We start from the raw sequence: 25,855 nt of genomic DNA, 5'->3' as shown, positions 1-25,855 counted from the left end.
GATGAAAACGGTTTTCGAAGCCCTCAAGTGGGCTTCTTCTTATTTAATTGAAGCGGGCAGAGATCAAAACGCCGCGGAAATTTTGCTGACAGATCAGCTGAACATCGACCGCAGCAAACTGCTGGCAAGCTTCCATGATGTCATATCAGAATCTGATTTTTTGAAGTTTAAAAAGTCTGTCGAGCTTCATCGTCAAGGAGTGCCTGTTCAATATATCACCGGAAAAGAGTCCTTTTACGGACGGGAATTTTCGGTAAATGAACACGTTCTGATTCCGCGTCCTGAAACAGAGGAGGTCGTTGAAGCGGTTCTTTCCGAAGCGGAAAGAGTTTTTCCCGGAACGGAGCGCCTTAAAGCCGTCGACGTCGGTACTGGGAGCGGGGCGATTGCGGTGACCCTTGCGCTTGAGAGCCCGCGTTTTTCCGTTACGGCGACGGATATTTCGGAACAGGCTTTAAGTACGGCAAGACACAACGCTTGCCGGCTTGGAGCGAAAGTGGATTTCATCGGCGGCGATTTACTTGAGCCGCTTATCAAGCAAAACAAAAAAGCGGATGTCATTGTGTCGAATCCTCCTTATATATCTGAGGAAGACATGAGGACGCTGTCCGATGTCGTCCGTCTTCATGAACCTGCGGGAGCCTTGACGGACGGTGCTGACGGATTGCAGTTTTATAAGCGTTTCATGAAAGAAATTCCTTTTGTCATTGGAGATAAAGCGCTGGTTGTTTTTGAAATCGGCTGGACGCAGGGGAGCGCCGTCAGGGACATGTTTCACCGTTTCTTTCCTGATGCGGACGTCCAGGTGAAAAAGGACCTGAATGGAAAAGACCGAATCGTCTGCGCTGCAATCGAAAAAGGCCGGATGTCTCCGGCGCAATAAGAAGCAGATCGTCTGTTCAGGCGGTCTGCTTTTCTGTTTTCAAGAGGTGATTTTATCGGAATAAAATAAAAAATAGTTCAAGATTAATATATACCCTAAACAGATTGTCTTATTTTTAATGTAGGGGACAGTGTCACGACATTCCTCTGTAAGCTGCTTTCCCCACTCAGAAGGTTTACCATTGCACATACTGCTCTTTGAGCCAGCTCTTCAACAGGTATATCGATTGTCGTGATTTCCGGATCGGTCACCTCACAGATCGATTGATTGTCATATCCAAGCACTGCAAGCTGCTTTGGCACTTCATATTGATAATACAGGGCCCTTTTAATAATTCCTGCGGCCACTTGGTCGTTTCCCGTAAAAATGGCGGTCGGCTTTTCGGACATGTGGTGGATCTGGTCCATAATGCGGAAGCCGTCATGAATGGTAAATGCGTGGCTGAACATCCACTTCTCCTGGAAACGTAAACCTGCATCAGACAATGCTTTCATAAACCCTTCTTTTCTCATAATCTGGGCCTTGCTGTGTATCGTGTCACAGCAAAAGGCCATTAAATGATGCCCCTTTTGAATAAAAAGCTCCGTTCCTTTATATCCGGCTTCGAATTCGTCATAGCAGATCACCGGCACGTCCGCTTCGGCGTGGAATTCATTTGCCAAGACTGCGGGACCGTATTTGAGGTATTTTTTGATGACATCCCATTCATTTTCAAGGCTGCATAACATGACGCCGTCGACTTCTTTCCTCTTGAGCAGCTCCAGTACTTTCAGTTCATTCTGCTTTTGATAAAACGTCTGAAACACAATGACTTTGTATTGGTATTTCAGCGCCTCAGCGGACATATGCTTCATGAGCTGCGCGAAGAATGGGTGGTCCGCGTGAGGGACGGACACTGCGAGAAACATCGTTTTGTTGGATCTAAGCTTTCGTGCAGACATGTTCGGGATGTAGTCCAATTTTTCGATGACTTCCAAAACCCGCTTCCTTTTTTCTTCAGATACATAGGGATGATCGTTCAGTACCCTTGAAACAGTTGTTTTTGACACATTGCTTAATTTTGCAATTTCATCAATCGTAGGCATAAAATCACTTCCTGAAAAAAAGAGTTGTTATGGTATCGATTCCATCATTTAAGATATGTCATGAAATAGACAATTTCCTATGGGGTGAAATTGATGAAAACCGCAAGCGAAAACATGACTTGCACAAGCAAACAGCTATTTGTGCTTCTGAATGAATGATTTGAAGGAAGGGAAGCTCGCTTGTGAATGCCGTATAGACGACACACTGGCCAATCAAAAATGAAAAGAGACATGCTGCAGGACCAATTCGACATGACCGTCAATTTGCTGAACAGAATGGATTTCCCGCCCTCCAGAGTTGATTTTATGCCGCTTCATCAAATAATCTTAAAAGCTTATATTTAGCAGATCGTTATATTGTGCATTTGCAGCAGTATGAAGACAGAGGTCTGATCAAACTGCTGCAAATGACCGATGATCACGCATGGCATTTGTTTGCAATAAAAATAATAAACGGAAATCGAGACCGAGTCAAAGATATGATGCTTAAATTTCACAATGTCAAAACAGATATATACTACTCGATTTTATCCCATCATCAGCACAAATCGCTTCCGGTCACTGAATCAGTGCGTAAACAAATGCTTCAGCGTCCTCTCTATTCTGGACTTTACCGCAGAAGAACAAAAAAAGTAATGGAGGCTTTAATTGATGTCGTATCATGAAACACTTTCTTTTCACACCTTGCAGCAAGTAAACAAACCGAAGTACGCCGTATTTTGCGATTTTGATGAGACATATTTCGCCCACAGCATCACCGATGAATCGAGAAAAGCGCTTATGGACCTTGAAACATTTATTCATTCGCACCATCTTGATCACAAGATTTTGCTCGGCTGGGTGACCGGGAGCAGCCTATCATCCGTTCTTGCAAAAATGAAGCGGGGAGGCTTTCGTTATCTTCCGCATTTTATAGCCAGTGATCTTGGCACTGACATCACCTATTTCTCTGAAGAAGGTCAAGACTCTGATGAAGATTGGGAAGCCCGATTGCAAGAATCAAATTTCTCCCATGAGCTTGTCGAAGAAATCATGCGGACTCTCTCTAAAAAATATGAGATTGCGCTTGTGCCTCAGACTCAGCATGGTTTTTCCCGCTATAAAATCAACTATTACTATACATCGTCGGATGAGAGCACAGATAAGAGAGCGCTTGAAGCCGTCAGGCGGCTTGCAAGAGAGCATGGAATAGGAGTGAATATCAACCGCTGCAACCCTTTGGCAGGCGATCCGGAAAACAGCTATGATGTGGACTTTATCCCCTTACGGACGGGCAAACCGTACATTGTGGATTTTATATTGGATAAATTCGAGATAGAGAGGAAGAATTCATTTGCTTTCGGCGACAGCGGAAACGATGTGGATATGCTTAAAAAAACCGGACATGGTTATCTGGTGGGGAATGCGACAGCGGAAGCCAAGTCGCTCCATTCCCGTATTACAGAAGGTAGCTATACGGCTGGAATTTTAGAAGTGCTAAAAGCCAATATCAAACGATAAGAAGTGTCCTTAAATGCACAAAAACCGATGAGTGCGGCTTTAGCATAGAGGTCAACTGCCAAAACGGCGTATTTTACTATCATTCGCGACAGAAAAATGAGTTTTCTGCTTAAGACTGGGCTAACCGAGCGGATGATAGCGATGCCGGACACGTGGCTGACAGACACTGAAAATGAATTTTACGGATGGGCCGATTCCTTCAGAGTTCAGCTGATCCAATGGATGAAGCAATTTCAACTCTCTTGCCACTTTTGAAGATGGATACAAAACGGGAGTTCTATTTAAATGAATTTTTCAATAAAGGTCAGCAGTTGTCCCTTTCAAAACAAGCAAACTAAGCATTTATGAAAAACCCTTGCCGGCCGTACCAATGGCCGCAAGGGTTTTATGTCTGCAACGAAGGAGTGAATCAAATGAAAAAAATATTTCTATTCGGCTGTTCGTTTTATTTTCTTGTAGGGATTATCCATATCCTGCTGGGGAGCCTGTCGCCGTATATCATTCAAGAATATCAACGGGGTCTTCACGATCTATCCTTCCTGATCTTTTTTCAATTCACCGGTTTTTTAAACGGCGTTCTGCTTGCGCCGATATTTGTCAGACGCACCTCTCATGCTGTTGTATTGACGTTTGGTCTTCTTCTCATTCTCATTACGCTTTTAGGCGTCTTCCTTTTTGATATGTTCATCTTTTTCATCATCATGGGGTTTTTGCTGGGCTTTGGCGCGGGCACTTTAGAAACAACGGTGGGAGCATATGTAATTACGCAGTATAAAAATGCGAAAGGGATGAATATTTTGGAGGTTTTTTTCGGATTAGGCGCTTTGCTTTTTCCATTTCTAATTTATATCCTTACGGAACGATATACTTGGCATTTCCCCTTGTACGCTCTATTTATCTTCGTTTTTGCGCTTACGTGCATGTGGGCGGTTTATTTGCGCAAAAAAACCCCCGACACTACATCCGGTCAAACGGCTGATCAAGTAGAACCGACTGCCTCAGCCATATTTGAAATCGGAAGAAAGGAAAAAAACATTCTCCTCTTTCTCATTTTCGCTTTTGTTTATGCGGGTATTGAGACCAATTTCGCAAACTTTCTGCCGGCGCTGATGCTTGAAATAGGAGCCGGGGACATCAGCGTGATCAGCGTTTCGCTTTTTTGGACCGGAATAGTGTGCGGACGTTTGCTAACAAGTATTTTGGGCGGTCGCTTAACATCTGTTTCCTTTCTGATCTTCAGCGCCGCAGCTTTGACCGCTTTGCTTTTGATCTTGGCGTACTTTCCGGTTCACAAAACACAGCTGCTCCTTGTATTTTTCATCGGGCTGTCAGCAGCCGGTATTTTTCCGTGCGCTGTCACTCTGGCCTCGTTGGCTGGAAGGCCTTTTACAGAAGAAATAACCAGTTTCTTCATTTCATCCGCAAGCTTAGGCGGAGCACTTCTTTCTTTCTTGATCGGGTGGGCGCTTGATGTCAGCGCAGCCGCTGTCTTTCCGTTTCTATTGTTCGTCGGATTGGGGGGCTTGCTGCTGGTGATCAGCGCGGTGATTTTTTTATCAGGTCTGCAAAAAAACAAGCAGAGCCATTTGGATATGTAGACCTTTTAGGGAGAGATTGCAAGCTTAGTAGGATTTTTTTCAGCATCCGTTTAAAACGTTCCATCTTTGACCATAATGTTGCTAGAAAAGGTTGAAGAACGGAGAGGAACGGTGGGGAAAATGAAGAAATCAAACATTGCCTGTATGTATATTTTTCTATTATTAATAGGAGCGCTTGCAAATCTGACGGCGGAAGAGACGGCCCAATCATCAGGCGGAAAGCCTGCCGTGATTCCTGATGAAGCGATTAGGCTTCGGATTTTGGCAAACAGCGACAGCGGCAGCGACCAAAGCATCAAACGCAAAATCAGGGATGAGGTCAATAAACAAATTACGAAATGGGTGGAAAACCTGACCTCGGTTGAGGAAGCGAGAAAACTTATCAGGTCAAAGCTGCCCGAAATCAAAGAGGTTGCCAAGAACATCATGAAACGCGAAAATGTCCGGCAATCCGTGTCTGTCCGTTTTGATCGAGTTTCATTTCCGACAAAGCTTTACGGCAATATGGTGTATCCGGCCGGAGAATATGAAGCGGTTTTAATCACGCTCGGAAAAGGAGAGGGAGCAAACTGGTGGTGCGTCCTGTTTCCGCCGCTGTGCTTTCTTGACTTTTCGAATGGGGAAGCCGTGAAGTCGCCTGAAGACGAACAAACCGCTGCCGGGGAACGGCATGAAGAGAAAGAAGCCGCAGCGGATACAATGGCGTTAGGCAAAGAAAAAGAAGACGACAAAGAAGTTAAATTCTTTCTTGTCGAGTGGATTACCGGGCTGTTCTCTTGAAGAGACTGCCCTGCTTTCGAGCAGGGCGGTTTTTTTACTGTTTGAATTCTATTATTTTTGTTGCTGGTTATTCGAGCTCTTACGATATGATATAATTTTCCAAAACGGTGCGGGGAGGAAATGTGTCTATTGCTCCTTTCGGATGCGCCTTTATTGCGCGGCAGAAGAGAAAATGTCTTATCAATAGTGCAAATGTTTAGATTGTATACTTATTAAAGCGCGAGTTCCTGCTAATCAAGATTGAAAAATGAATAGTCGGTTTTCTTCCAAATCAAAAGGTATATTTTACTGTCGCCCTCATAGATTGAATAGAGAAGCTAAAAAACGGGGTGAAAAGATGTTCTACCAATTGAGGTTAGCGGATGCAAAAGACATGGATGCGATTGAATCCTTCTTAAAAGAGGCGGGGACAAGCCATAAAGGAATTGAAGCAAATCATGGCCAGTTCATCATGATGGAAGATCCCCAGAAGAAAATCGTCGCCTGCCTCGGGATGGAAGAATTTCAAAAGAAAAAAGGGCTTTTGCGCTCGCTTGTCGTTTCTGATCAGATCAGTCAGGCCCATATCGTCTCTCTGTTTCAAAGCATGCAGGCACTGTGTGACAAGAGGGAGATTCATACATTGTATTTAATCGCAAACAAGCGGACGTCCATGGATTTCTTAGAGGTGCTGGGCTTTAAACAAGCGGAAAACGTGCCGAATGAACTATATCATTCCGAACATGTCTCAGAATCTCTGAAGGTAAACGGAGCTGTTTTAATGGTAAAAACGTCAGCATAACAGCTGATTTATACACAGAGATATCCACGGTTTCAATAGCGTTATCCACAATTTGTGGACAACGCTTGTTTTCTTTGCGTGCATCTTTTATACTTTTCAACATGATTTATATGACTAATTAAGGTTTTTTAGTGTTTGTTAAGGGAGATCTGATATGAATGAATACAAAAGTATGGACTGTGGATGCAAAAGGTGATTTGTCCACAAACTATCCACAAATTACACAAGCGGCAATGCTGCTTCGCGATAATGAAACGGTTGCCTTTCCGACGGAAACGGTTTACGGCCTTGGTGCAAACGCAAAGAATACAGACGCCGTTGCCAAAATATACGAAGCAAAAGGACGGCCGAGCGACAATCCCCTCATTGTCCACATCGCCGATATCAGCCAGTTGAACGAATTTGCCGAGGTTGATTCAGAGAAGGCCAAAACGCTTATGGAACTGTTTTGGCCGGGGCCGCTGACGATCGTTCTGCCGTGCAGGGAAGGAGCGTTATCCACAAGGGTGACGGCCGGGCTTGCTACGGTGGCCGTCAGAATGCCCGATCATCTGGTTGCGCTCGAACTGATAAAGAGAGCAGGCGTTCCTGTCGCGGCTCCGAGCGCAAATGTATCCGGCAAACCGAGTCCGACGAAAGCAGAGCATGTCGTTCACGACTTGAACGGCCGGATCGCCGGGATCGTCGACGGCGGGCCTACCGGGGTGGGCGTGGAGTCAACGGTTGTTTCCTTCACCCGGGGCATGCCGGTTATTTTAAGGCCCGGCGGCGTCACAAAAGAGCAGCTCGAAACAGCAGTCGGTCCCGTCTTGATCGATCAGGGAATCACGGATGAAAAGAAAGCGCCGCTGGCGCCCGGAATGAAATACACCCATTACGCGCCGGAAGCGCCGCTTGCGATCGTAAAGGGAAGCCCTGAAGACATACAGAGGCTGATTGAGCAATACCGAAAAGACGGAATGAAAGTCGGCGTTCTCACCACAGAAGAGCGGGCAAGCGCATATCAGGCGGATGCCGTCCGCGTCTGCGGAAGGAGAGACCGCCTTGAAACGGTTGCTTCCGGGTTGTATGACGCTCTTCGCAGCTTTGACGAATGCGGGCTCGACTTTATTTTTGCCGAGTCTTTTCCTGAGGAAGGCGTGGGCCGTGCGGTAATGAACAGGCTGATGAAAGCGGCCGGACACCGTGTGATCGAAGCGTAGCTCGGGATTGTTCTATCCCTTATTGGACGTGCATAAGCTAGAAGAGCTGGCGTGTCCAAGGGGGAATCTCATGAATGTTGACGTGTTGATAGGTGAAATTTTGACGCTGAGTATCATGGCCTTTGCACTCGGCATGGATGCTTTTTCGGTGGGACTTGGAATGGGAATGGCCAGGCTGAGAAGAAGCCAAATCTTTCACATCGGCGTTATTATCGGATTGTTCCATCTGATCATGCCGCTTGGCGGAATGCTGGCAGGGCAGTTCCTGTCAGGCGCGCTCGGTGCGCTCGCAGGGTATATCGGCGGGGCTCTCCTTTTGGTGCTCGGCATTCAAATGATTGCCGCGTCTTTCAGTAACAAAGAGGAGCGGATCGTTTCTCCTTCCGGCTTCGGCCTCTTTATTTTTGCCGTCGGCGTCAGCCTTGACAGCTTTTCAGTCGGCCTCAGTCTGGGCCTTTACGGAACAAGGCCGATTTTAACGATCTGTTTATTCGGTTTGTTCAGCATGGTGTTAACATGGGCGGGGCTTTTGCTCGGAAAGCAAGTTCAAGCGTGGCTTGGCTCGTACAGCGAAGCGCTCGGCGGTGCCATTTTGCTCAGTTTTGGATTAAAGCTTTTGCTGCCCATTTAAAAAATAGGCGAAAGAATGCATTCGCTTTTCCATAACATAATAAAGTCGGCAAAGAGGGGGAAACCCCTCTTTTTGATTTCTGAAGCGGAATTTATTATTTTTCGGTTAAATCCATTATAATAAGGGAAAGGAGTGAACGAAATTGAACATACTATTTGTCTGTACTGGAAACACGTGCCGAAGCCCGATGGCTGAAGCGCTTTTTAAATCTGCGGCTTCCCGGAAAAAGCTGGACGTCTCCGTCAAATCGGCCGGATTGTTTGCTCCTGAAAACGGCAAGGCTTCATTGTACGCGGTCGAAGCTCTGTTTGAAAAAAATATCGCGCTCAATCATTCGTCAGCTCCGCTTTCCAAAGAAAAGGTCGAATGGGCCGATCTCGTTCTGACGATGACAGAGCAGCATAAGCATTTAGCGGAGCAGGAATATCCGAACCATCAAGGCAAAATCTTTACATTAAAAGAGTATGTCAAAGGGAAAACCGGAGACATCACCGATCCGTTCGGCGGATCCCTCAGCGATTATCAAAAAACAAGGGATGAGCTTGAGCATTTGCTGCATCAGCTTGCTGATAAGCTTTCCGGACACGCAAGGTGAAAGAAGCGGAGCCGGGCCCGGTTGCAAAACGGACCGCAGAGAGTAAAATAAGACATAATCAAACATCGCATATTAAAGACGTGTCAAACATTCAGCGCCCGGCGGCCGCCTTGTTTAACGGTCTTTCGCATCCTTTGCGACACATAAAATGAGGAGGAATCATCCCATGAAAGTAATCATTGCATCAGATCACGGCGGGATCAATATTAGAAAAGAAATCGTATCATTGATGGAAGAGCTGAACATCGAATATGAAGATTTGGGCTGTGAATGCGGTTCAGGATCTGTGGATTACCCGGATTATGCGTTTCCGGTCGCCCAAAAAGTGGCGAACGGAGAAGCGGACAGGGGGATTTTGATTTGCGGCACGGGCATCGGGATGAGCATTTCGGCCAATAAAGTCAAAGGCATCCGCTGCGCGCTTGTTCATGACGTATTCAGCGCCAAAATGACAAGAGAGCATAATGACACAAATGTTCTGGCAATGGGTGAAAGGGTGATCGGCCCGGGATTGGCGAGGGAAATCGCAAAAGTCTGGCTGACGACTGAATTTACGGCGGGTCGTCATGCGGTCCGCATCGGAAAAATCGCCGAATATGAAGACAAGCATATATAAAGGGTGTCATCGTTTATGAAAAATCTCGAACAGACGTGGACTTCTATTCTGGAAGAATTTCATAAAGAAGCGGTCTTGCGAGCCGGCCAGGTCGTTGTGATCGGATGCAGCACAAGCGAGGTGGCCGGCAAGCACATCGGAACGTCAGGAAGCGAAGAGATAGCTGCTGCGATCTACAGCGGTCTTGAGGCGCTTCGGCAAAAAACGGGCGCCGTTCTTGCATTCCAATGCTGCGAACATTTAAACAGAGCGCTGGTCGTTGAAGAAGAAACAGCCCGAGCCCTCCGCCTGCCGACCGTTTTTGCCGTTCCTGTTCCCAAGGCCGGGGGATCGATGGCCGCGTACGCGTTCAGAAAAATGAAAGCGCCGGTGCTTGTTGAAGAGATAAAAGCCGACGCGGGAATCGATATAGGCGACACGTTCATCGGAATGCATTTAAAACCTGTCGCAGTTCCCGTCCGCGTCTCCGAAAAGACGCTCGGCGAGGCGCATGTGACGCTTGCGCGGACAAGGCCCAAGCTGATTGGCGGAGCCCGGGCCGTTTATGAAACCGAATGACGCAAGCTGCCGGATGCAAAAAATGTACCGATCATCCGGCTTTTTTCTTTTTTGAAATAATGTTTTTGCAAGCGATATGTCGAACTATACTATTCTTGTGATCTTTAAATATTCGGTTTTCGGAACAATAAAAAACGAATTTTAAAAATAATCTCTTACATTTGCATGAAAAACCGTGTACAATGAGATGGTATAATTAACGAAATGGAAACAGATAGGAGAGGATCTCGCTGATGAAACATTTAGCTGCGCAAGATGAACAAGTATTTCGCGCCATCCAGGATGAGCGGAAACGTCAACAGTCGAAGATTGAGCTGATTGCTTCAGAAAACTTCGTAAGCGAAGCGGTCATGGAAGCGCAAGGCTCCGTCTTAACAAATAAATATGCAGAAGGGTATCCCGGAAAGCGTTACTACGGCGGCTGCGAACATGTAGACGTTGCGGAAGACATCGCCCGCGACCGCGCGAAGCAAATTTTCGGCGCCGAGCATGTCAACGTTCAGCCTCATTCAGGAGCACAAGCAAACATGGCCGTATATTTCACCATTTTGGAGCACGGCGATACGGTGCTCGGAATGAACCTTGCCCACGGCGGACATTTGACGCACGGAAGCCCCGTTAACTTCAGCGGTGTTCAATACAACTTTGTAGAGTATGGCGTTGATAAAGAAACCCAATACATTGATTACGAAGATGTCCGTGAAAAAGCGCTCAAACATAAGCCTAAGCTGATCGTGGCCGGAGCGAGTGCATATCCGCGCACAATCGACTTCAAAAAGTTCCGCGAAATCGCCGATGAAATCGGAGCGTACGTGATGGTTGACATGGCGCATATCGCTGGGCTCGTTGCTGCGGGTCTTCACCCGAATCCTGTTCCTTATGCCGATTTTGTGACGACGACGACTCATAAAACACTGCGCGGCCCGCGCGGAGGTATGATCTTATGCCGCGAAGAGTTTGCAAAGCAGATTGATAAAGCGATCTTCCCTGGAATTCAAGGCGGACCGTTAATGCACGTGATCGCCGCGAAAGCTGTTTCCTTTGGCGAAGCCTTGAAAGACGAGTTCAAAACGTATGCGCAAAACGTCATCAACAACGCCAAGCGCTTGGCGGAGACATTGACGAAAGAGGGCATTCAGCTTGTTTCAGGCGGAACCGACAACCACCTTGTGCTTGTTGACCTTCGTTCTCTCGGCATTACGGGCAAAATCGCCGAAAATGTACTTGATGAAGTCGGAATAACAGTGAACAAAAACGCGATTCCGTATGATCCGGAAAAGCCTTTTGTCACAAGCGGAATTCGCGTCGGTACAGCAGCGGTTACAAGCCGCGGCTTTGACCTTGAAGCGATCGAAGAAGTGGGAGCGATTATCGCGCTCGCGCTGAAAAACCATGATGACAAGGCGAAGCTTGAAGAAGCGGAAAACCGCGTAAAAGCCCTGACAGACAAATTTCCTTTATATACAGGATTGGACTACTAAGATGAATCCCGCCGCCCCTTAAATGGGCGGCTTTTTGCCGTGTTTGCGCCGATTTTAGTTGAAACCTGCTGTTTTTTTTTGTAGAATCAATAGAAGTGTGAAAAAATGACCGTTTTTTCGGAAACAACAAAAAGGAGCTGAAAACGGAAATGGGAAAGGTATACGTATTTGACCACCCGCTTATACAGCATAAGCTTACATACATCCGCGATGTAAAGACCGGAACGAAAGAGTTCAGGGAGCTTGTGGACGAGGTTGCAACGCTGATGGCGTTTGAAATAACGCGCGATCTTCCTCTTCAAGAAGTCGATGTTGAAACACCTGTTCAAAAAGCTAAATCAAACGTGATCGCCGGTAAAAAACTCGGCGTTGTTCCGATTCTCAGAGCAGGGCTTGGAATGGTGGACGGCATTTTGAAGCTGATCCCGGCGGCAAAGGTCGGTCATGTGGGGCTTTACCGAGATCCAGAAACGCTAAAGCCTGTTGAATACTATGTCAAGCTTCCGTCTGATGTCGAAGAACGCGAATTCATCGTTGTTGATCCGATGCTTGCAACCGGTGGCTCGGCCGTCGAAGCGCTGAACAGCCTGAAGAAACGCGGTGCGAAAAACATCCGTTTTATGTGCCTGATCGCAGCACCGGAAGGCGTTGATGAAGTTCAGAAGCACCATCCGGACGTCGATATTTACATCGCTGCACTCGATGAAAAATTAAATGAAAAAGGATATATCGTTCCCGGCTTGGGCGATGCCGGAGACCGGATGTTCGGAACGAAATAAAGACAAGAAAATCCTGAAAAAGGGTTTTCTTTTTTTGTGTTTTATTCCATAATTAAACATGTATGCGGTAAATAAGGCGGAATTGTGAACATTTTGTGAGAAGCTTCCTGATTATGAAAAGTTTTTTAACTTTAAACAGATTGACACCTTAGGGGGGCTATTGTATGCTAAAATAGGCTATTATGATAAGGTTTTCATAGCGGTTATCATAATGACCAGTCCTCTGTTAAAATCCTTTGAAAACCCCATATTGGCAGGCGACAGACTGAATTTCACCCGACCAATTTCAGGGTGTGTGAAGTCTTGAACAGAACGCTTTGTTCTGTCGAATGGTCAACCGCCTAGTTTACCGTAATCATAGATAGATATATTAAAATTTTTCATCAGGAGCGTATTTAATGACCGATGCAAGTCTTTCATTCCGTAGGCAACAGAAATATATGTTATATATTTTAGCAGTCTGCGTGTTAGGCTATGGATTTTTGCCATATCAGGCGGTTTTTTTAGGCCTGATTACCGGCGCTGTTTTCGGCAATTTCAATCTCTGGCTGCTGACCAAGAGGATGCAGGCCTTTGACAAAGCAGTGGCGAAGGGCAAAATGATCCGCTCTATCGGGACCGCCTCCAGACTGTGCAATGCCATCATAGCGGCGGCCATTGCTTTCAAATTTCCTGAGTATATTCATTTGGCAGGCGTCATTGTGGGGTTGATGACAATTTACCCTGTCATTATGATAGATTCCTTTATCCAGCTAAAACGTTCATCAATGGAAGAGAGGTGAAAACCCTTTGAATCACGAATCCAGAACAGTTGAGTTTCTAGGCCTTACCTTTGATTTAACAAGCGTTCTCATGATCACCGTAACAAGCATCATCGTCTTTCTGATAGCGGTGCTGACCACAAGAACACTTGCGATCCGCCCCGGGAAAGCACAGAACTTCATGGAGTGGATTGTCGATTTTGTGCGCAATATTATCGGCAGTACAATGGATCTTAAAATCGGCAGAGACTTTCTCGCCCTCGGCGTGACGCTTTTAATGTACATATTTGTTGCAAATATGCTCGGCCTGCCGTTTTCCATTACAGTCGGCCATGAATTATGGTGGAAATCGCCGACAGCAGATCCTGCGGTTACATTAACTCTTGCCGTAATGGTTGTGTCGCTGACCCATTATTACGGGGTGAAGAGAAAAGGGTTGAAGGAATACGCTTTGGATTTCGTCAGACCGATTCCGTACTTGGTTCCGCTGAAAATCATAGAAGAATTCGCGAACACATTAACATTGGGATTGCGTCTTTACGGTAACATTTTTGCCGGCGAAATTTTGCTCGGCCTATTGGCGGGACTGGCGACTAACTTCTATTCCCAAAACATTTTCCTGGGACTGGTCGGAACGGTTGGCGCGGTTGTGCCGATGATCGTTTGGCAGGCGTTCAGCTTGTTCGTAGGTACAATCCAGGCATTCATTTTCACGATGCTGACAATGGTTTACATGTCTCACAAAGTTAGTCATGAACATTAATAATAAGACATATCCGATAAGGATAACAATTAAAGGAGGAACTTTTTCATGAATTTAATAGCAGCTGCAATCGCAATTGGATTAGGTGCACTTGGTGCAGGTATTGGTAACGGTTTGATCGTATCACGTACGGTAGAAGGCATCGCTCGCCAGCCTGAAGCTGGTAAAGAGTTAAGAACGCTTATGTTCATCGGGGTTGCATTGGTTGAGGCCCTTCCGATTATCGCCGTTGTAATTGCCTTCCTAGCATTCTTCGGCTAAAAGCCTAGATATCTTTAGTAAATGGCGAAGATCACTTATGGCCTTCGCCATTGCTTTATGGTTGCTTGAACTGTCCGGCCCGCAGGAAGCCCTCTTTTGATAGAGGGGGGTTTTTCAAACGGTCTTGAGAGATAATCTGCAAGAAGGGAGTTGCCGTATTCGATGTCTTTTATACCACAGGTTATGGGAGCAGGAGTTGGGTTTAACGCCGGAACGATGCTGTTCCAGCTTGTTGCCATGTTGATTTTATTAGCGCTCTTGAAGAAATACGCTTTAGGACCGCTGTTAAATATAATGAAAGAACGCGAAGACTACATCACAGGCGAAATTACGTCTGCCGAGAAAAAGCATGAAGAAGCGAAAAAACTCATTGAAGAGCAGCAGGCGCTTTTGAAGGAAGCACGCGAAGAATCCCATTCGCTCATTGAAAATGCGAAAAAACTGGGAGAGCAGCAAAAAGAAGAAATCATTAAGGCTGCGCGCCAGGAAGCGGAGCGCATGAAAGAATCCGCAAGAAGCGAGATCGTCAAGGAAAGAGATCAGGCTGTCAGCGCACTGCGCGAACAAGTGGCTTCACTTTCCGTCATGATCGCTTCGAAAGTAATCGAAAAAGAGCTGGACGAACAAGCTCAGGAAAAATTAATCCAGGATTATCTTAAAGAAGTAGGAGAAAGCCGATGAGCCAATCAGCTGTCTCAAAACGCTATGCAGCCGCTCTTTTTGATATCGCGCTTGAGTCCAAGCTTGTGAACGAAATAGAAGAAGAGCTGACCGTTGTTAAACAACTGTTTTCAGAGCATAAAAAACTGATCGCCGTGCTGAGCCATCCAAAAGTGCCGTCAGAAAAGAAAAAGCAAATCTTAAAAGATTCGTTCGGGTCTGCCTCGACTGCAGTCTTGAACACGCTGTACCTTTTGATTGACAGAAGCCGCATTTCGATCGTGCCGGATCTTGCCGACGAATATGTCAAAATGGCCAACAGGCATCGCCAGACAGAAGACGCGGTCGTGTATTCTGTCAAACCGCTCAGCGAAGAAGAAATTTTTTCTTTTTCCCAAGTGTTTGCAAAAAAAGCCGGAGCCGCTTCATTACGCGTGAAAAACGAAGTGGACCCGGATCTGATAGGCGGAGTGAAAATCCGCATTGGAAACCGCATCTATGACGGCAGCGTAAGCGGAAAGCTTGCCCGCATAGAGCGCCAATTAGCAGGTGAAAATCGAAAGAAGGGGTGAAACCTAAGTGAGCATCAAAGCTGAAGAAATTAGCACTCTCATAAAACAGCAAATTGAAAACTATCAGTCTGAAATAGAAGTTCACGACGTAGGTACGGTTATTCAGGTTGGTGACGGTATCGCACGCGTACACGGCCTTGACAACTGTATGTCAGGTGAGCTTGTTGAATTTTCAAACGGAGTTTTAGGCCTTGCCCAAAACCTTGAAGAATCCAACGTAGGTATCGTTATTTTAGGACCTTTCAAAGACATCCGCGAAGGCGATGAAGTGAAAAGAACGGGCCGGATTATGGAAGTCCCTGTCGGCGAAGAGCTGCTTGGACGCGTCGTCAATCCTCTAGGCCAGCCTGTCGACGGACTCGGTCCGGTGTTAACGAGCAAAACCCGTCCGATTGAAAGTCCGGCTCCGGGGGTTATGGATCGTAAATCCGTACACGAGCCGCTTCAAACGGGAATCAAATCAATCGATGCTTTAATTCCGATCGGCCGCGGCCAGCGTGAGCTGATTATCGGTGACCGTCAAACGGGTAAAACGTCGATTGCGATCGACACAATTCTGAATCAGAAAGACCAGGATATGATTTGTATCTATGTCGCGATCGGTCAGAAAGAATCAACAGTCCGCGGCGTTGTCGAAACGCTTCGCAAACACGGCGCCCTTGACTATACGATCGTTGTGACGGCTTCCGCTTCACAGCCTGCTCCTTTACTGTACCTTGCGCCGTACGCAGGGGTTGCGATGGGAGAGGAATTCATGTACAACGGCAAGCACGTGCTGGTTGTATATGACGACCTTTCAAAACAGGCTACCGCATATCGTGAACTGTCCTTGCTTCTTCGCCGTCCTCCTGGCCGTGAAGCATTCCCTGGAGATGTATTCTATCTTCACTCCCGTTTGCTTGAGCGCGCTGCAAAACTGAGCGACGCCAAAGGCGGAGGATCTTTGACGGCACTTCCGTTCGTTGAAACGCAAGCAGGCGACATTTCGGCGTACATTCCGACAAACGTCATTTCAATCACTGACGGACAAATCTTCCTGCAGTCTGATTTGTTCTTCTCTGGCGTGCGTCCTGCGGTCAACCCGGGATTGTCTGTATCCCGTGTCGGCGGATCCGCGCAAATCAAAGCGATGAAGAAAGTTGCCGGTACGCTGCGTCTTGATTTGGCATCATACCGTGAGCTTGAAGCATTCGCACAATTCGGCTCAGATTTGGATAAAGCGACACAGGCGAAGCTGAATCGCGGAGCCCGTACGGTTGAAGTACTTAAACAGGATCTGCACAAACCGCTTCGCGTTGAAAAGCAGGTTGCGATTCTTTATGCTCTGACAAGAGGCTTCCTTGACGATGTGCCTGTTGAGGATATCAGACGCTTTGAAGAAGAGCTCTTTATGTATCTTGACCAAAATCATAAAGATCTGCTCGATTCAATCGCGCAGACAGGAAACCTTCCTGCCGATGAGGACATGAAGGGTGCAATCGAAGGCTTTAAACGCACGTTCGCGCCAAGCAACTAAACAAAAAAGAGTGAGAAAAAGGCTATCTTTTTCTCTCTTTTTCACGTCAATGCGAAGGAATTTGAAAACAAAAAGGTGGTGAAACCTTTTGGCCTCATTACGGGATATTAAATCCAGGATTGCTTCAAATAAAAAAATGAGTCAAATTACGAAAGCCCAGGAAATGGTTTCTGCTTCAAAGCTGAACAGGGCTGAAAACAAAGCGAAATCGTTTGTTCCTTATATGGAAAAAATGCAGGAAGTCGTTGCCGATATAGCGATCGGATACACAGGCAGGCACCCGATGATGTCAAGCCGCCCGGTGAAGCGGACCGGATACCTTGTCATCACAGCTGACCGCGGCTTGGCGGGGGCGTTTAACGCAAACGTGCTCCGCAAGGCGTATCAAAGGATTCAGGAACGCCATCAATCCAAAGATGAGTATGCGGTCATCGCTGTCGGAAGAATGGGCCGTGATTTCTTTAAAAAGCGCGGAATTCCTGTCATTTCTGAAATGACAGGGATCAGGGACGAAGTGACGTTTTCAGAAATCAAAGATTTGGCGAACAGCACGGTGCAAATGTTTATTGACGAAACCTTTGATGAACTGTATTTGTTCTACAACCATTTTGTCAGCGCGATTTCCCAGGAGGTAACGGAGAAAAAGCTGCTGCCTTTGACAGATATTGCGCCTAACAAGAAAAAGACGTCATTTGAGTTTGAACCGGATGAAGAAGAGATTCTGGAAGTGCTCCTTCCCCAGTATGCGGAAAGCTTGATTTTTGGCGCGCTTCTTGACAGCAAAGCGAGCGAACATGCTGCGAGAATGACGGCGATGAGAAATGCGACAGACAATGCAAAAGAGATTATCGCCGACCTTGAACTGTCATACAACCGTGCCCGTCAGGCATCGATTACGCAGGAAATTACGGAAATTGTCGGCGGTGCAGCTGCCTTAGAATAGAAAAAGTTTGTCAGGAGGGATAGAGATGAAAAAAGGACGCGTTAGCCAGGTATTGGGACCGGTCGTTGACGTTCGTTTTGAAGACGGTCACTTACCTGAAATATATAATGCGATTAAAATTTCACACAAAGCGCAAAACGAAAACGAAGTAGACGTTGAACTGACGCTTGAAGTAGCGCTGCATCTGGGCGATGATACAGTTCGTACGATTGCGATGGCATCTACGGACGGCGTAACGCGCGGAATGGAAGCCGTCGATCTTGGAGAGCCGATCTCCGTTCCTGTAGGAAGCGCGACGCTTGGACGCGTATTCAACGTGCTTGGAGAGAAAATCGATCTGGATGAGCCGCTCGCGGCTGATACTCCGAAAGATCCGATCCACAGAAAAGCGCCTGAATTTGATCAGCTGTCAACAGAGGTTGAAATTTTAGAGACGGGAATCAAAGTTGTCGACTTGCTTGCTCCGTACATTAAAGGCGGAAAGATCGGCCTGTTCGGCGGTGCGGGTGTTGGTAAAACGGTATTGATTCAGGAGCTTATCAACAACATCGCTCAAGAGCACGGCGGTATCTCAGTGTTTGCAGGCGTTGGAGAGCGTACACGTGAAGGTAATGACCTTTACTATGAAATGAAAGATTCCGGTGTTATCAATAAAACGGCAATGGTTTTCGGCCAGATGAACGAGCCGCCTGGCGCACGGATGCGCGTTGCGCTTACTGGACTCACTATGGCTGAGCATTTCCGTGATAAAGAAGGCCAGGACGTATTGTTCTTTATCGATAATATCTTCCGGTTCACACAAGCAGGATCTGAAGTATCCGCCTTGCTTGGCCGCATGCCTTCAGCAGTTGGTTATCAGCCGACGCTTGCGACCGAAATGGGTCAGCTTCAGGAACGGATCACATCAACTAATGTCGGATCTGTTACGTCGATTCAGGCGATTTACGTCCCTGCGGATGACTACACTGACCCGGCGCCGGCTACGACGTTCGCTCACTTGGATGCGACGACGAACCTTGAGCGTAAGCTGTCGGAAATGGGGATTTATCCTGCGGTTGACCCGCTTGCATCCACTTCCCGTGCGCTTTCGCCTGAAATCGTCGGTGAAGAGCACTATCAAGTGGCGCGCAGCGTTCAGCAAATCCTGCAGCGCTACAAAGAGCTTCAGGATATCATCGCGATGCTCGGAATGGATGAGTTGTCTGATGAAGATAAGCTGGTCGTAAGCCGTGCTCGCCGCGTACAATTCTTCCTGTCGCAAAACTTCCACGTAGCTGAACAGTTCACTGGACAAAAGGGTTCTTACGTACCTGTCAAAGAAACTGTAAAAGGCTTCAAAGAAATCCTTGAAGGCAAGTATGACCACCTTCCTGAGGATGCGTTCCGCCTTGTCGGCCGGATCGAAGAAGTTGTCGAAAAAGCGAAGGAAATGGGTGTAGAAGTCTAAACGGGTCCTAGGAGGGTAAAAGCATGAAGACCTTAAAAGTCAATATCGTTACTCCCGACGGCCCAGTATACGATGCGGACATAGAAATGGTAAGCGTTCGGGCAGAGAGCGGTGAGCTGGGCATTTTGCCCGGCCATATTCCGACGGTTGCTCCGCTAAAAATTGCTGCAGTCCGTCTGAAAAAAGACGGTCAAACTGAGCTGGTTGCCGTCAGCGGGGGAATAGTGGAAGTACGCCCTGATCATGTCACCATTCTGGCACAGACGGCTGAAACATCTGAAGAAATCGACAAAGAACGCGCCTTGGCCGCAAAACGGCGTGCAGAGGAACGTCTGCAAAAACATTCTCCAGATATTGACATCGTTCGGGCTGAGCTTGCTTTAAAACGAGCGATTAATCGACTTGAAGTTGCAAAATAAAGATTTTGATCCTTCCCATTTGCATGGGAAGGATCTTTTATATGTGAAATGTTGAAAAAAGTTCACAAATTGTTCAACTTTTTGATTTGAATCTCTCTATAATCAAAATAGTAAGCTATTTTCTCTTCCTTTTTGGAGAGGGATTATCTTTTCACCTAATCTACTTTCCGCAGTCATTCTTCAAACAGGGGACCTCCCGGATATGGAAAGAAGTTCTATGCACATTAGTATTAACACCAAACATTAAAACTGATAAAATAATTTGCAATGATCAGCGTTTATCCTTATTCCGCATCAGAAGAGAAAACGTAAGGAGGCGTCATCAGTAATGGAAGAGATCGGACAACAGGCTGCTGTCAGTATTTTCGTTCATCTTTTTTTTATTGCATTGACCTGGTGGGCTCTTCTGGCGGTCAACATCGATCCGCTTATCAGGAAGGGAAAAATCCTGCAGGCGAGGCTCTTGATGATTTTGCTCACGATAGCGATCGGCTCAACGGTCAGCAACTTTTTCTTGGATTATCTTTATTATTCCAAACAGCTGCAAAATTTATTTTTATAATTCGCCAATCGGTATTTGAGTATGGACAAATGTGGGATAAAACCGCGGTCAGTCCATCGGCAAATTTGCGGGACTGACCTTGTTTTTCCACGTATGCTTTTCCTTCGATCCGTCAAAAATGGAGAGTAGGAGAGGATGGTGCGTGATGAAAAATAAACAAACGGTTAACGCCCTCATTTTTATTGTGATTTTATTTCTGGCCGTTCACGTATTTAGAACGCTTGATGCCGCGGGGAATACACCGCTTGAGCAGCTTGCCGAAGGGTTGGTCCGCCACGATATTATTCTTGAAGAATGGACGCTGCATACAAAAAAACAGTTTTCGCTTAATGAAAAAGAATTTTTTGAAAAAGTGCAACATTTAAAGAAGCAATATCGACAGTATGAATGGACTTTTACAAGGGAAGACGGCACAGTAAAAGCGACTGGAATGTATGCTGACCCAAAAAATCGCGTCCGCTCAAAAATACATGTGGTCTCTACCCTCAAAAACGAGGAACCTGTTTCGTATATATTATATGAGCAAAAAGGCGCGGGCCTACGGGAAAACTGGAACGATACATATGAGCAGTTTGAACGGGATGCATTCGATATAATGCGAGAAAAGACCGCAGTTTTTACTTGTCTAAAGGGCCATCTAAATGGTATGATGGATGTTGTTTTGCAAAAAAAAGCAAACGAGCTATTGAAAGAATTTAACGCAACGTCAGTTGAGGATTTAATCGAACCAAATTTCGTATCTGTTTCTGCCTTTACTAACGAGTGGAAGGAATCCATCAAAACAAAAAAACATCAAATGAATTTGCAAGTCTCGCTTAGAAACGCGGGAATGGGCGAAAAACTTACCGTCACGGTTGGAACACCAATCGTCACGACTGAATATTAATATAGAGAAATTGGGACGCGGAGGGGAATACCTTGGAAAAAATCATCGTCCGCGGCGGTCGAAAGTTAAACGGCACAGTCAAAGTTGAAGGAGCAAAAAATGCCGTTTTACCAGTAATCGCTGCATCTTTATTAGCCAGTGAAGAAAAAAGCGTAATATGTGATGTGCCTACGCTCTCCGATGTATATACGATTAACGAAGTGTTACGTCATTTAGGCGCAAATGTTCATTTTGAAAATAATACAGTTACAGTTGATGCATCTCGTGCTTTATCAACTGAGGCTCCGTTTGAATATGTTCGGAAAATGCGTGCATCTGTATTGGTAATGGGTCCGCTTCTTGCTCGCACAGGCCATTCTAGAGTGGCACTCCCTGGAGGATGTGCGATCGGATCAAGACCGATTGACCAGCATCTGAAAGGTTTTGAAGCAATGGGGGCTAAGATTAAGGTCGGAAACGGCTTTATTGAAGCAACTGTTGAAGGCCGCCTTCAGGGCGCTAAGATTTACCTTGATTTCCCTAGTGTCGGAGCGACCGAAAACCTGATTATGGCTGCCTCTTTGGCTGAGGGCACGACGACTCTTGAAAACGTTGCGAAAGAGCCTGAAATCGTCGACTTGGCCAATTACATTAATGCAATGGGTGGAAAAATCCGAGGTGCCGGTACGGGCACCATTAAAATTGAAGGTGTTAAAACGCTCCACGGCGCCAAGCACACCATTATCCCTGACCGGATTGAAGCGGGAACTTTCATGGTAGCCGCTGCGATCACGCAAGGGAATGTTCTCGTGCAGGGAGCTGTTCCTGAGCATTTGACATCTTTAATTGCGAAAATGGAAGAAATGGGCGTTCAAATTATCGAAGAAGCAGACGGTCTTCGGATTATCGGTCCGGCAGAATTAAAGCCGATCGATTTAAAGACAATGCCGCATCCGGGCTTCCCGACTGATATGCAGTCGCAGATGATGGCCCTTTTAATGCGTGCAAACGGAACGAGCATGATTACGGAAACCGTATTCGAAAACCGCTTCATGCATGCCGAAGAATTCCGCCGAATGAACGGAGATATTAAAATTGAAGGGCGTTCTGTCATCATTAACGGTCCTGTCCAGCTTCAAGGCGCAGAGGTGGCCGCAACAGACTTGCGTGCAGGTGCGGCTCTGGTTCTTGCCGGTCTTGTTGCTGACGGACATACACGCGTTACAGAGTTAAAGCATTTGGATCGGGGATATGTCAACTTCCATCAAAAACTCGCGAACCTTGGTGCTGATATTGAACGCGTTAATGATGAAGAAGTTCATCTTGAAAATAAAGAAGTTGTATCAGATGTTAATGCATAATATTTTATGAATCAGTATGTCGAGCAGACATACTGATTTTTGTTTTATCGTTCAATCATTCTATATCAATATGTCTCCCATATCTATCATTATGTACCGAAAGCGCGGTTTACATACATATAGAGAGCCAAAAAGTACTGTCATATTAGCTTGTCCCCGCCCATAAAATGAAAGAGACAAAACAGAAATGGGGGCAGCTAATTTGAAACAGCTATTTATTGTACTAGCAGGGATTTGCATGCTGATTTTACTCGTACCAACACTGCTTGTTCTTCCTTTTCACGGGGAAGCCGGGACGCCAAAGACCGCCAAACACACCGGGATAAAGGAGGAAAAAGAGCCGGCGGCATTAAAAAAGTCTCCCGTTTCGATTCCGGTCTACAGAACGGCTGACCGCCAAGTAGAAGATATCCCGCTTGAAGAGTATGTCATCGGGGTCGTCGCCTCTGAAATGCCGGCTGATTTTGAAATCGAAGCTTTGAAAGCACAAGCGCTTGCAGCACGCACGTACATCGTGAGGCAAATGGTATCAGATCAAGCCGTCCAATCTCCGAAAGGTTCGCTTGTCGATGATACGCAAATGTTTCAGGTGTATAAAAGCAAATCAGAGCTTCGCCGGATTTGGAAGGATGATTATGACTGGAAAATCAAGAAAGTGACACAAGCTGTTGCCAGTACACAAGGAAAAATTTTAACCTATGACCATAAACCGATTGATGCTTCATTCTTTTCGACGAGCAACGGCTACACGGAAAATGCAGGAGCCTATTGGACAAGTGATATCCCTTATCTGAAAAGCGTAAAAAGCGCCTGGGATAAACAATCGCCCAAATTTTTAAATCACAAAACCTTTACGGTCGCTGAATTCGAGACAAAGCTCGGCGTTACGCTCGATGGTTCGGCAAACGTCGGAAATATAACGAAGCGGACTCCGGGAAAGCGCGTGGCAACGGCTGTGATCAACGGAAAGAAGCTGGATGGAAGGGATATTCGCGAAAAGCTTGACCTGAAATCGGCCGATTTTGATTGGAAAAGGAAAGGAAACCAAATCATCATCACGACGAGGGGATTCGGCCACGGCGTCGGAATGAGCCAATATGGGGCTCATTATATGGCGAAGGACGGAAAAAAAGCAGAGGACATCGTCAAATATTATTACAAAGGAACAGCAGTATCCAACGCAGGTGAGTTTTTAAACAAATATACGGCAAAAAAATAGGTTACCAAATGTGTCAACGCAATGACGCTCATCTGCCTGAAATCAGGATACAAATATTTCAAAATTAATGTGCCAGAGGGCTTGTCGAACAGCGTCCAAAGAACGTTAATTCGATGCAGACGAGCGGCGGGCCGGGTGTTAATGACCAATTGAAGCGCTTCATATATGCAAAAGTAAATAACGGTGAAGAGGAGGCATGCCCTATTTATTTCTCCCTGGTGTTCTTCTACGATAATAAGTGTTTAGCATCTTAAAAATGAAAGGAGACAGGGGAGAATGAAGAAAAAACTCACAGTAGGTATTCTGACAGCCTTGGTTTTAAGCTTGGGATCGCCTGCTTTTGCGGCGGAAAAGAAGCAGGAGGCAGCTGTTGCAGAAGATGCGCCTAACGTTGCGATCATGCTTGATGCAAGCGGAAGCATGGCGAAAAAAATCGATGGAGTAACGAAGTACGAGCTTGCCAAACAAGAAGCCTTCAACTTCAGCTCCAAGCTTCAGAATACAAATGTACTTATGCGGGTTTTCGGTTCAGAGGGAAACAATAAAAATTCAGGAAAGATCCAATCTTGTAATGCAATCAGAGGTGTATACGGTTTCCAGCCATTTGAGGAACAAAGCTTCCGCAACTCATTGAACGGCATCAAGCCGACAGGCTGGACGCCGATTGCAAACGCGCTGCAGGACGCCAAAAATGCATTTGACCAGCTTGACAATAGCGGGAAAAACGTTGTTTATCTGCTGACAGACGGTGAAGAAACGTGCGGAGGAAATCCTGTCAAAGTAGCGACAGAATTGCGCAAATCAGACCGCGACACGGTTGTCAATGTCATCGGTTTTGACTACGGCAGAGGATATCACGGCCAGCTGACGAGCATTGCAAAAGCTGGAGGCGGCGAATATTTCGAGGCTAAAACGAAAAACGACATTAAAAAAATCTTTACTCAGGAAGCCGTCAAGCTTTCAAAATAATGATTGAAGGCCCGCGGAGATAGCCGCGGGCTTTTTTTGTGCGTATGACATTACAAATGTTAAGTTCCTGTGTCAGAACCTTGAACACCTCTCCATCCTTAGGCGGTGTTATCGGCTGTCTCTGCACTTTTTTGGGAGGATCATGGCTTTTTTAGCAGACTTTATTGGTAGGACTTAAGTGAAATTGTCGTTCGAAACGAGTAAGAATTTTGAAAATCAAGCGATTTCAAAAAGGATTTACGGCCTATTTATTTCTGTCAGACCTTCTTTTACGATGTTTGTGAACTTGTTCCCGGGGGGACAAGCTCTTGAAAACCAATTGAAGAGAGGAATGTGAAAGGATGAAAAAAGGACTCGCTTTATTGTCCACGTTCGCGATTGCTTTGTCTTTGGCACCGTCGGCTTTTGCGGCTGAAGGCGGAAATGCTGCGGACAGCAGCAAAAAAGACGTACAAAACGTCGCGATTGTACTCGATGCAAGCGGAAGCATGGCAAGAAAAATCGATGGGGAAAAGAAATTCGACATCGCCAAAGATTCTGTCAACGATTTCGCTGATTTGCTTTCAGACGATGCGAATGTCATGCTGAATGTGTTCGGACATAAAGGTAACAACAAATTATCAGGAAAAGCGGAATCATGCGGAACGACAGAAACGCTTTTTGATTTGCAGCCGTTTTCGACAGACGGATTCCAAACGGCATTAAGCGGAATCAAGCCTACAGGCTGGTCTCCGATTGCAAAATCTCTTTATGATGTAAAAGATCAACTGTCTGATAAAGACGGGAAAAATTACGTCTACATCGTGACAGACGGTGAGGAAACGTGCGGAGGAGACCCTGTTCAAGCAGCAAAAGACCTGCGCAAATCCAATATCAAAACGATCGTCAATATCGTTGGTTTTGATGTGCAAACGGCAAATGAAAAAACGAAGCTGCAAAATGTAGCAGAAGCAGGCGGAGGCAAATTGATTGAAGCCGATTCAGCGGCAGAATTTAAACAAGTATGGAAAGAAGAAGGCGAAAAACTGTCTGACTAATCCATATTGGA

Annotated in this window: 28 protein-coding genes and 1 pseudogene; 28 read left to right on the top strand and 1 reads right to left on the bottom strand. The window is 46.2% G+C overall.

The window, feature by feature from the left end:
• Position 1: 1 nt before the first annotated feature.
• On the top strand, positions 2–883 hold the full coding sequence (gene prmC, locus NSQ39_RS18880; RefSeq protein ID WP_046130296.1) for a peptide chain release factor N(5)-glutamine methyltransferase: 882 nt from the start codon (positions 2–4) through the stop codon (positions 881–883).
• A 95-nt stretch (positions 884–978) separates the two neighbouring features.
• Here the strand turns inward: prmC and NSQ39_RS18875 are convergent, their stop codons facing one another.
• Positions 979–1,968 (bottom strand): LacI family DNA-binding transcriptional regulator, encoded by a 990-nt coding sequence (locus NSQ39_RS18875; protein ID WP_046130297.1) that lies wholly within the window; start codon positions 1,966–1,968, stop codon positions 979–981.
• A 353-nt stretch (positions 1,969–2,321) separates the two neighbouring features.
• Between NSQ39_RS18875 and NSQ39_RS18870 the strand changes: the two are divergent.
• From NSQ39_RS18870 to NSQ39_RS18740, 27 genes and pseudogenes are all read left to right on the top strand, one after another.
• Positions 2,322–2,633: pseudogene (locus NSQ39_RS18870) on the top strand (DegT/DnrJ/EryC1/StrS family aminotransferase); the annotation flags it as partial.
• Positions 2,620–3,468, top strand: coding sequence for an HAD-IIB family hydrolase (locus tag NSQ39_RS18865; RefSeq protein ID WP_046130299.1), 849 nt, complete (start codon positions 2,620–2,622; stop codon positions 3,466–3,468). The pseudogene NSQ39_RS18870 and the gene NSQ39_RS18865, both read left to right, overlap by 14 nt.
• Before the next feature lie 413 nt (positions 3,469–3,881).
• A complete protein-coding gene (locus NSQ39_RS18860; RefSeq protein ID WP_175076685.1) occupies positions 3,882–5,066 on the top strand; it encodes an MFS transporter in 1,185 nt (394 codons plus the stop codon).
• A 120-nt stretch (positions 5,067–5,186) separates the two neighbouring features.
• A complete protein-coding gene (spoIIR, locus tag NSQ39_RS18855) occupies positions 5,187–5,846 on the top strand; it encodes a stage II sporulation protein R (protein ID WP_046130355.1) in 660 nt (219 codons plus the stop codon).
• A 337-nt stretch (positions 5,847–6,183) separates the two neighbouring features.
• On the top strand, positions 6,184–6,627 hold the full coding sequence (locus NSQ39_RS18850) for a GNAT family N-acetyltransferase (protein WP_046130301.1): 444 nt from the start codon (positions 6,184–6,186) through the stop codon (positions 6,625–6,627).
• 158 nt (positions 6,628–6,785) lie between these two features.
• Positions 6,786–7,829, top strand: coding sequence for an L-threonylcarbamoyladenylate synthase (locus NSQ39_RS18845; RefSeq protein ID WP_175076686.1), 1,044 nt, complete (start codon positions 6,786–6,788; stop codon positions 7,827–7,829).
• A 70-nt stretch (positions 7,830–7,899) separates the two neighbouring features.
• A complete protein-coding gene (locus tag NSQ39_RS18840) occupies positions 7,900–8,460 on the top strand; it encodes a manganese efflux pump MntP (protein WP_046130303.1) in 561 nt (186 codons plus the stop codon).
• Between the two features lie 142 nt (positions 8,461–8,602).
• Entirely contained in the window at positions 8,603–9,055 is a 453-nt protein-coding gene (locus NSQ39_RS18835; RefSeq protein ID WP_046130304.1) for a low molecular weight protein arginine phosphatase, read from the top strand.
• A 166-nt stretch (positions 9,056–9,221) separates the two neighbouring features.
• Complete coding sequence (rpiB, locus tag NSQ39_RS18830) at positions 9,222–9,671, top strand: ribose 5-phosphate isomerase B (RefSeq protein WP_046130305.1); 450 nt, start codon at positions 9,222–9,224, stop codon at positions 9,669–9,671.
• Between the two features lie 15 nt (positions 9,672–9,686).
• The gene (locus tag NSQ39_RS18825; RefSeq protein ID WP_175076687.1) at positions 9,687–10,229 is read left to right on the top strand and encodes a TIGR01440 family protein; all 543 of its coding nucleotides are present in this window, start codon (positions 9,687–9,689) and stop codon (positions 10,227–10,229) included.
• A 233-nt stretch (positions 10,230–10,462) separates the two neighbouring features.
• Entirely contained in the window at positions 10,463–11,710 is a 1,248-nt protein-coding gene (glyA, locus tag NSQ39_RS18820) for a serine hydroxymethyltransferase (protein WP_046130307.1), read from the top strand.
• A gap of 149 nt (positions 11,711–11,859) precedes the next feature.
• Positions 11,860–12,489, top strand: coding sequence for a uracil phosphoribosyltransferase (gene upp / locus NSQ39_RS18815; protein ID WP_046130308.1), 630 nt, complete (start codon positions 11,860–11,862; stop codon positions 12,487–12,489).
• A gap of 398 nt (positions 12,490–12,887) precedes the next feature.
• Complete coding sequence (locus tag NSQ39_RS18810) at positions 12,888–13,271, top strand: ATP synthase subunit I (protein ID WP_175076688.1); 384 nt, start codon at positions 12,888–12,890, stop codon at positions 13,269–13,271.
• A gap of 7 nt (positions 13,272–13,278) precedes the next feature.
• Entirely contained in the window at positions 13,279–14,013 is a 735-nt protein-coding gene (atpB, locus tag NSQ39_RS18805) for a F0F1 ATP synthase subunit A (RefSeq protein ID WP_046130310.1), read from the top strand.
• Between the two features lie 48 nt (positions 14,014–14,061).
• Complete coding sequence (gene atpE / locus NSQ39_RS18800) at positions 14,062–14,274, top strand: F0F1 ATP synthase subunit C (RefSeq protein WP_020453260.1); 213 nt, start codon at positions 14,062–14,064, stop codon at positions 14,272–14,274.
• A gap of 162 nt (positions 14,275–14,436) precedes the next feature.
• A complete protein-coding gene (gene atpF, locus NSQ39_RS18795; RefSeq protein WP_046130311.1) occupies positions 14,437–14,955 on the top strand; it encodes a F0F1 ATP synthase subunit B in 519 nt (172 codons plus the stop codon).
• Entirely contained in the window at positions 14,952–15,506 is a 555-nt protein-coding gene (locus NSQ39_RS18790) for a F0F1 ATP synthase subunit delta (protein ID WP_046130312.1), read from the top strand. The genes atpF and NSQ39_RS18790 overlap by 4 nt, the downstream gene beginning before the upstream one ends.
• A 7-nt stretch (positions 15,507–15,513) precedes the next feature.
• Positions 15,514–17,022 (top strand): F0F1 ATP synthase subunit alpha, encoded by a 1,509-nt coding sequence (gene atpA, locus NSQ39_RS18785; protein WP_046130313.1) that lies wholly within the window; start codon positions 15,514–15,516, stop codon positions 17,020–17,022.
• A gap of 88 nt (positions 17,023–17,110) precedes the next feature.
• Positions 17,111–17,965 (top strand): ATP synthase F1 subunit gamma, encoded by an 855-nt coding sequence (gene atpG / locus NSQ39_RS18780; RefSeq protein ID WP_046130314.1) that lies wholly within the window; start codon positions 17,111–17,113, stop codon positions 17,963–17,965.
• A gap of 25 nt (positions 17,966–17,990) precedes the next feature.
• The gene (gene atpD, locus NSQ39_RS18775; protein ID WP_046130315.1) at positions 17,991–19,412 is read left to right on the top strand and encodes a F0F1 ATP synthase subunit beta; all 1,422 of its coding nucleotides are present in this window, start codon (positions 17,991–17,993) and stop codon (positions 19,410–19,412) included.
• Between the two features lie 23 nt (positions 19,413–19,435).
• A complete protein-coding gene (locus tag NSQ39_RS18770) occupies positions 19,436–19,831 on the top strand; it encodes a F0F1 ATP synthase subunit epsilon (RefSeq protein WP_046130316.1) in 396 nt (131 codons plus the stop codon).
• 328 nt (positions 19,832–20,159) lie between these two features.
• On the top strand, positions 20,160–20,393 hold the full coding sequence (locus tag NSQ39_RS18765; protein WP_046130317.1) for a DUF1146 family protein: 234 nt from the start codon (positions 20,160–20,162) through the stop codon (positions 20,391–20,393).
• A gap of 145 nt (positions 20,394–20,538) precedes the next feature.
• Positions 20,539–21,279, top strand: coding sequence for a YwmB family TATA-box binding protein (locus tag NSQ39_RS18760; protein ID WP_046130356.1), 741 nt, complete (start codon positions 20,539–20,541; stop codon positions 21,277–21,279).
• Positions 21,280–21,311: 32 nt separating this feature from the next.
• Positions 21,312–22,619, top strand: a complete 1,308-nt coding sequence (murA, locus tag NSQ39_RS18755; protein WP_046130318.1) for a UDP-N-acetylglucosamine 1-carboxyvinyltransferase — start codon at positions 21,312–21,314, stop codon at positions 22,617–22,619.
• Between the two features lie 202 nt (positions 22,620–22,821).
• Positions 22,822–23,838 carry a stage II sporulation protein D gene (gene spoIID, locus NSQ39_RS18750; protein WP_046130319.1) on the top strand — a complete coding sequence of 339 codons (1,017 nt, stop codon included), beginning with the start codon at positions 22,822–22,824 and terminating at the stop codon, positions 23,836–23,838.
• Positions 23,839–24,114: 276 nt separating this feature from the next.
• On the top strand, positions 24,115–24,807 hold the full coding sequence (locus NSQ39_RS18745; RefSeq protein WP_046130320.1) for a VWA domain-containing protein: 693 nt from the start codon (positions 24,115–24,117) through the stop codon (positions 24,805–24,807).
• A gap of 341 nt (positions 24,808–25,148) precedes the next feature.
• Complete coding sequence (locus NSQ39_RS18740; RefSeq protein ID WP_046130321.1) at positions 25,149–25,844, top strand: VWA domain-containing protein; 696 nt, start codon at positions 25,149–25,151, stop codon at positions 25,842–25,844.
• Positions 25,845–25,855 lie beyond the last annotated feature (11 nt).

This window comes from Bacillus sp. FSL W8-0848 (genome assembly GCF_038007805.1).
In the GTDB taxonomy this organism is placed as follows: domain Bacteria; phylum Bacillota; class Bacilli; order Bacillales; family Bacillaceae; genus Bacillus; species Bacillus glycinifermentans.
This window is presented reverse-complemented; position numbering and strand designations above follow the sequence as displayed.

Coding starts and splice junctions, on each gene's coding strand:
- NSQ39_RS18760 (WP_046130356.1), top strand. CDS start 20,539: ATGAAAAATAAACAAACGGTTAACGCCCTCATTTTTATTGTGATTTTA.
- atpE (WP_020453260.1), top strand. CDS start 14,062: ATGAATTTAATAGCAGCTGCAATCGCAATTGGATTAGGTGCACTTGGT.
- NSQ39_RS18810 (WP_175076688.1), top strand. CDS start 12,888: ATGACCGATGCAAGTCTTTCATTCCGTAGGCAACAGAAATATATGTTA.
- glyA (WP_046130307.1), top strand. CDS start 10,463: ATGAAACATTTAGCTGCGCAAGATGAACAAGTATTTCGCGCCATCCAG.
- NSQ39_RS18860 (WP_175076685.1), top strand. CDS start 3,882: ATGAAAAAAATATTTCTATTCGGCTGTTCGTTTTATTTTCTTGTAGGG.
- upp (WP_046130308.1), top strand. CDS start 11,860: ATGGGAAAGGTATACGTATTTGACCACCCGCTTATACAGCATAAGCTT.
- NSQ39_RS18845 (WP_175076686.1), top strand. CDS start 6,786: ATGAATACAAAAGTATGGACTGTGGATGCAAAAGGTGATTTGTCCACA.
- NSQ39_RS18770 (WP_046130316.1), top strand. CDS start 19,436: ATGAAGACCTTAAAAGTCAATATCGTTACTCCCGACGGCCCAGTATAC.
- NSQ39_RS18745 (WP_046130320.1), top strand. CDS start 24,115: ATGAAGAAAAAACTCACAGTAGGTATTCTGACAGCCTTGGTTTTAAGC.
- NSQ39_RS18765 (WP_046130317.1), top strand. CDS start 20,160: ATGGAAGAGATCGGACAACAGGCTGCTGTCAGTATTTTCGTTCATCTT.
- NSQ39_RS18740 (WP_046130321.1), top strand. CDS start 25,149: ATGAAAAAAGGACTCGCTTTATTGTCCACGTTCGCGATTGCTTTGTCT.
- NSQ39_RS18840 (WP_046130303.1), top strand. CDS start 7,900: ATGAATGTTGACGTGTTGATAGGTGAAATTTTGACGCTGAGTATCATG.
- NSQ39_RS18790 (WP_046130312.1), top strand. CDS start 14,952: ATGAGCCAATCAGCTGTCTCAAAACGCTATGCAGCCGCTCTTTTTGAT.
- rpiB (WP_046130305.1), top strand. CDS start 9,222: ATGAAAGTAATCATTGCATCAGATCACGGCGGGATCAATATTAGAAAA.
- spoIIR (WP_046130355.1), top strand. CDS start 5,187: ATGAAGAAATCAAACATTGCCTGTATGTATATTTTTCTATTATTAATA.
- NSQ39_RS18865 (WP_046130299.1), top strand. CDS start 2,620: ATGTCGTATCATGAAACACTTTCTTTTCACACCTTGCAGCAAGTAAAC.
- atpF (WP_046130311.1), top strand. CDS start 14,437: ATGTCTTTTATACCACAGGTTATGGGAGCAGGAGTTGGGTTTAACGCC.
- atpD (WP_046130315.1), top strand. CDS start 17,991: ATGAAAAAAGGACGCGTTAGCCAGGTATTGGGACCGGTCGTTGACGTT.
- NSQ39_RS18825 (WP_175076687.1), top strand. CDS start 9,687: ATGAAAAATCTCGAACAGACGTGGACTTCTATTCTGGAAGAATTTCAT.
- NSQ39_RS18850 (WP_046130301.1), top strand. CDS start 6,184: ATGTTCTACCAATTGAGGTTAGCGGATGCAAAAGACATGGATGCGATT.
- NSQ39_RS18875 (WP_046130297.1), bottom strand. CDS start 1,968: ATGCCTACGATTGATGAAATTGCAAAATTAAGCAATGTGTCAAAAACA.
- prmC (WP_046130296.1), top strand. CDS start 2: ATGAAAACGGTTTTCGAAGCCCTCAAGTGGGCTTCTTCTTATTTAATT.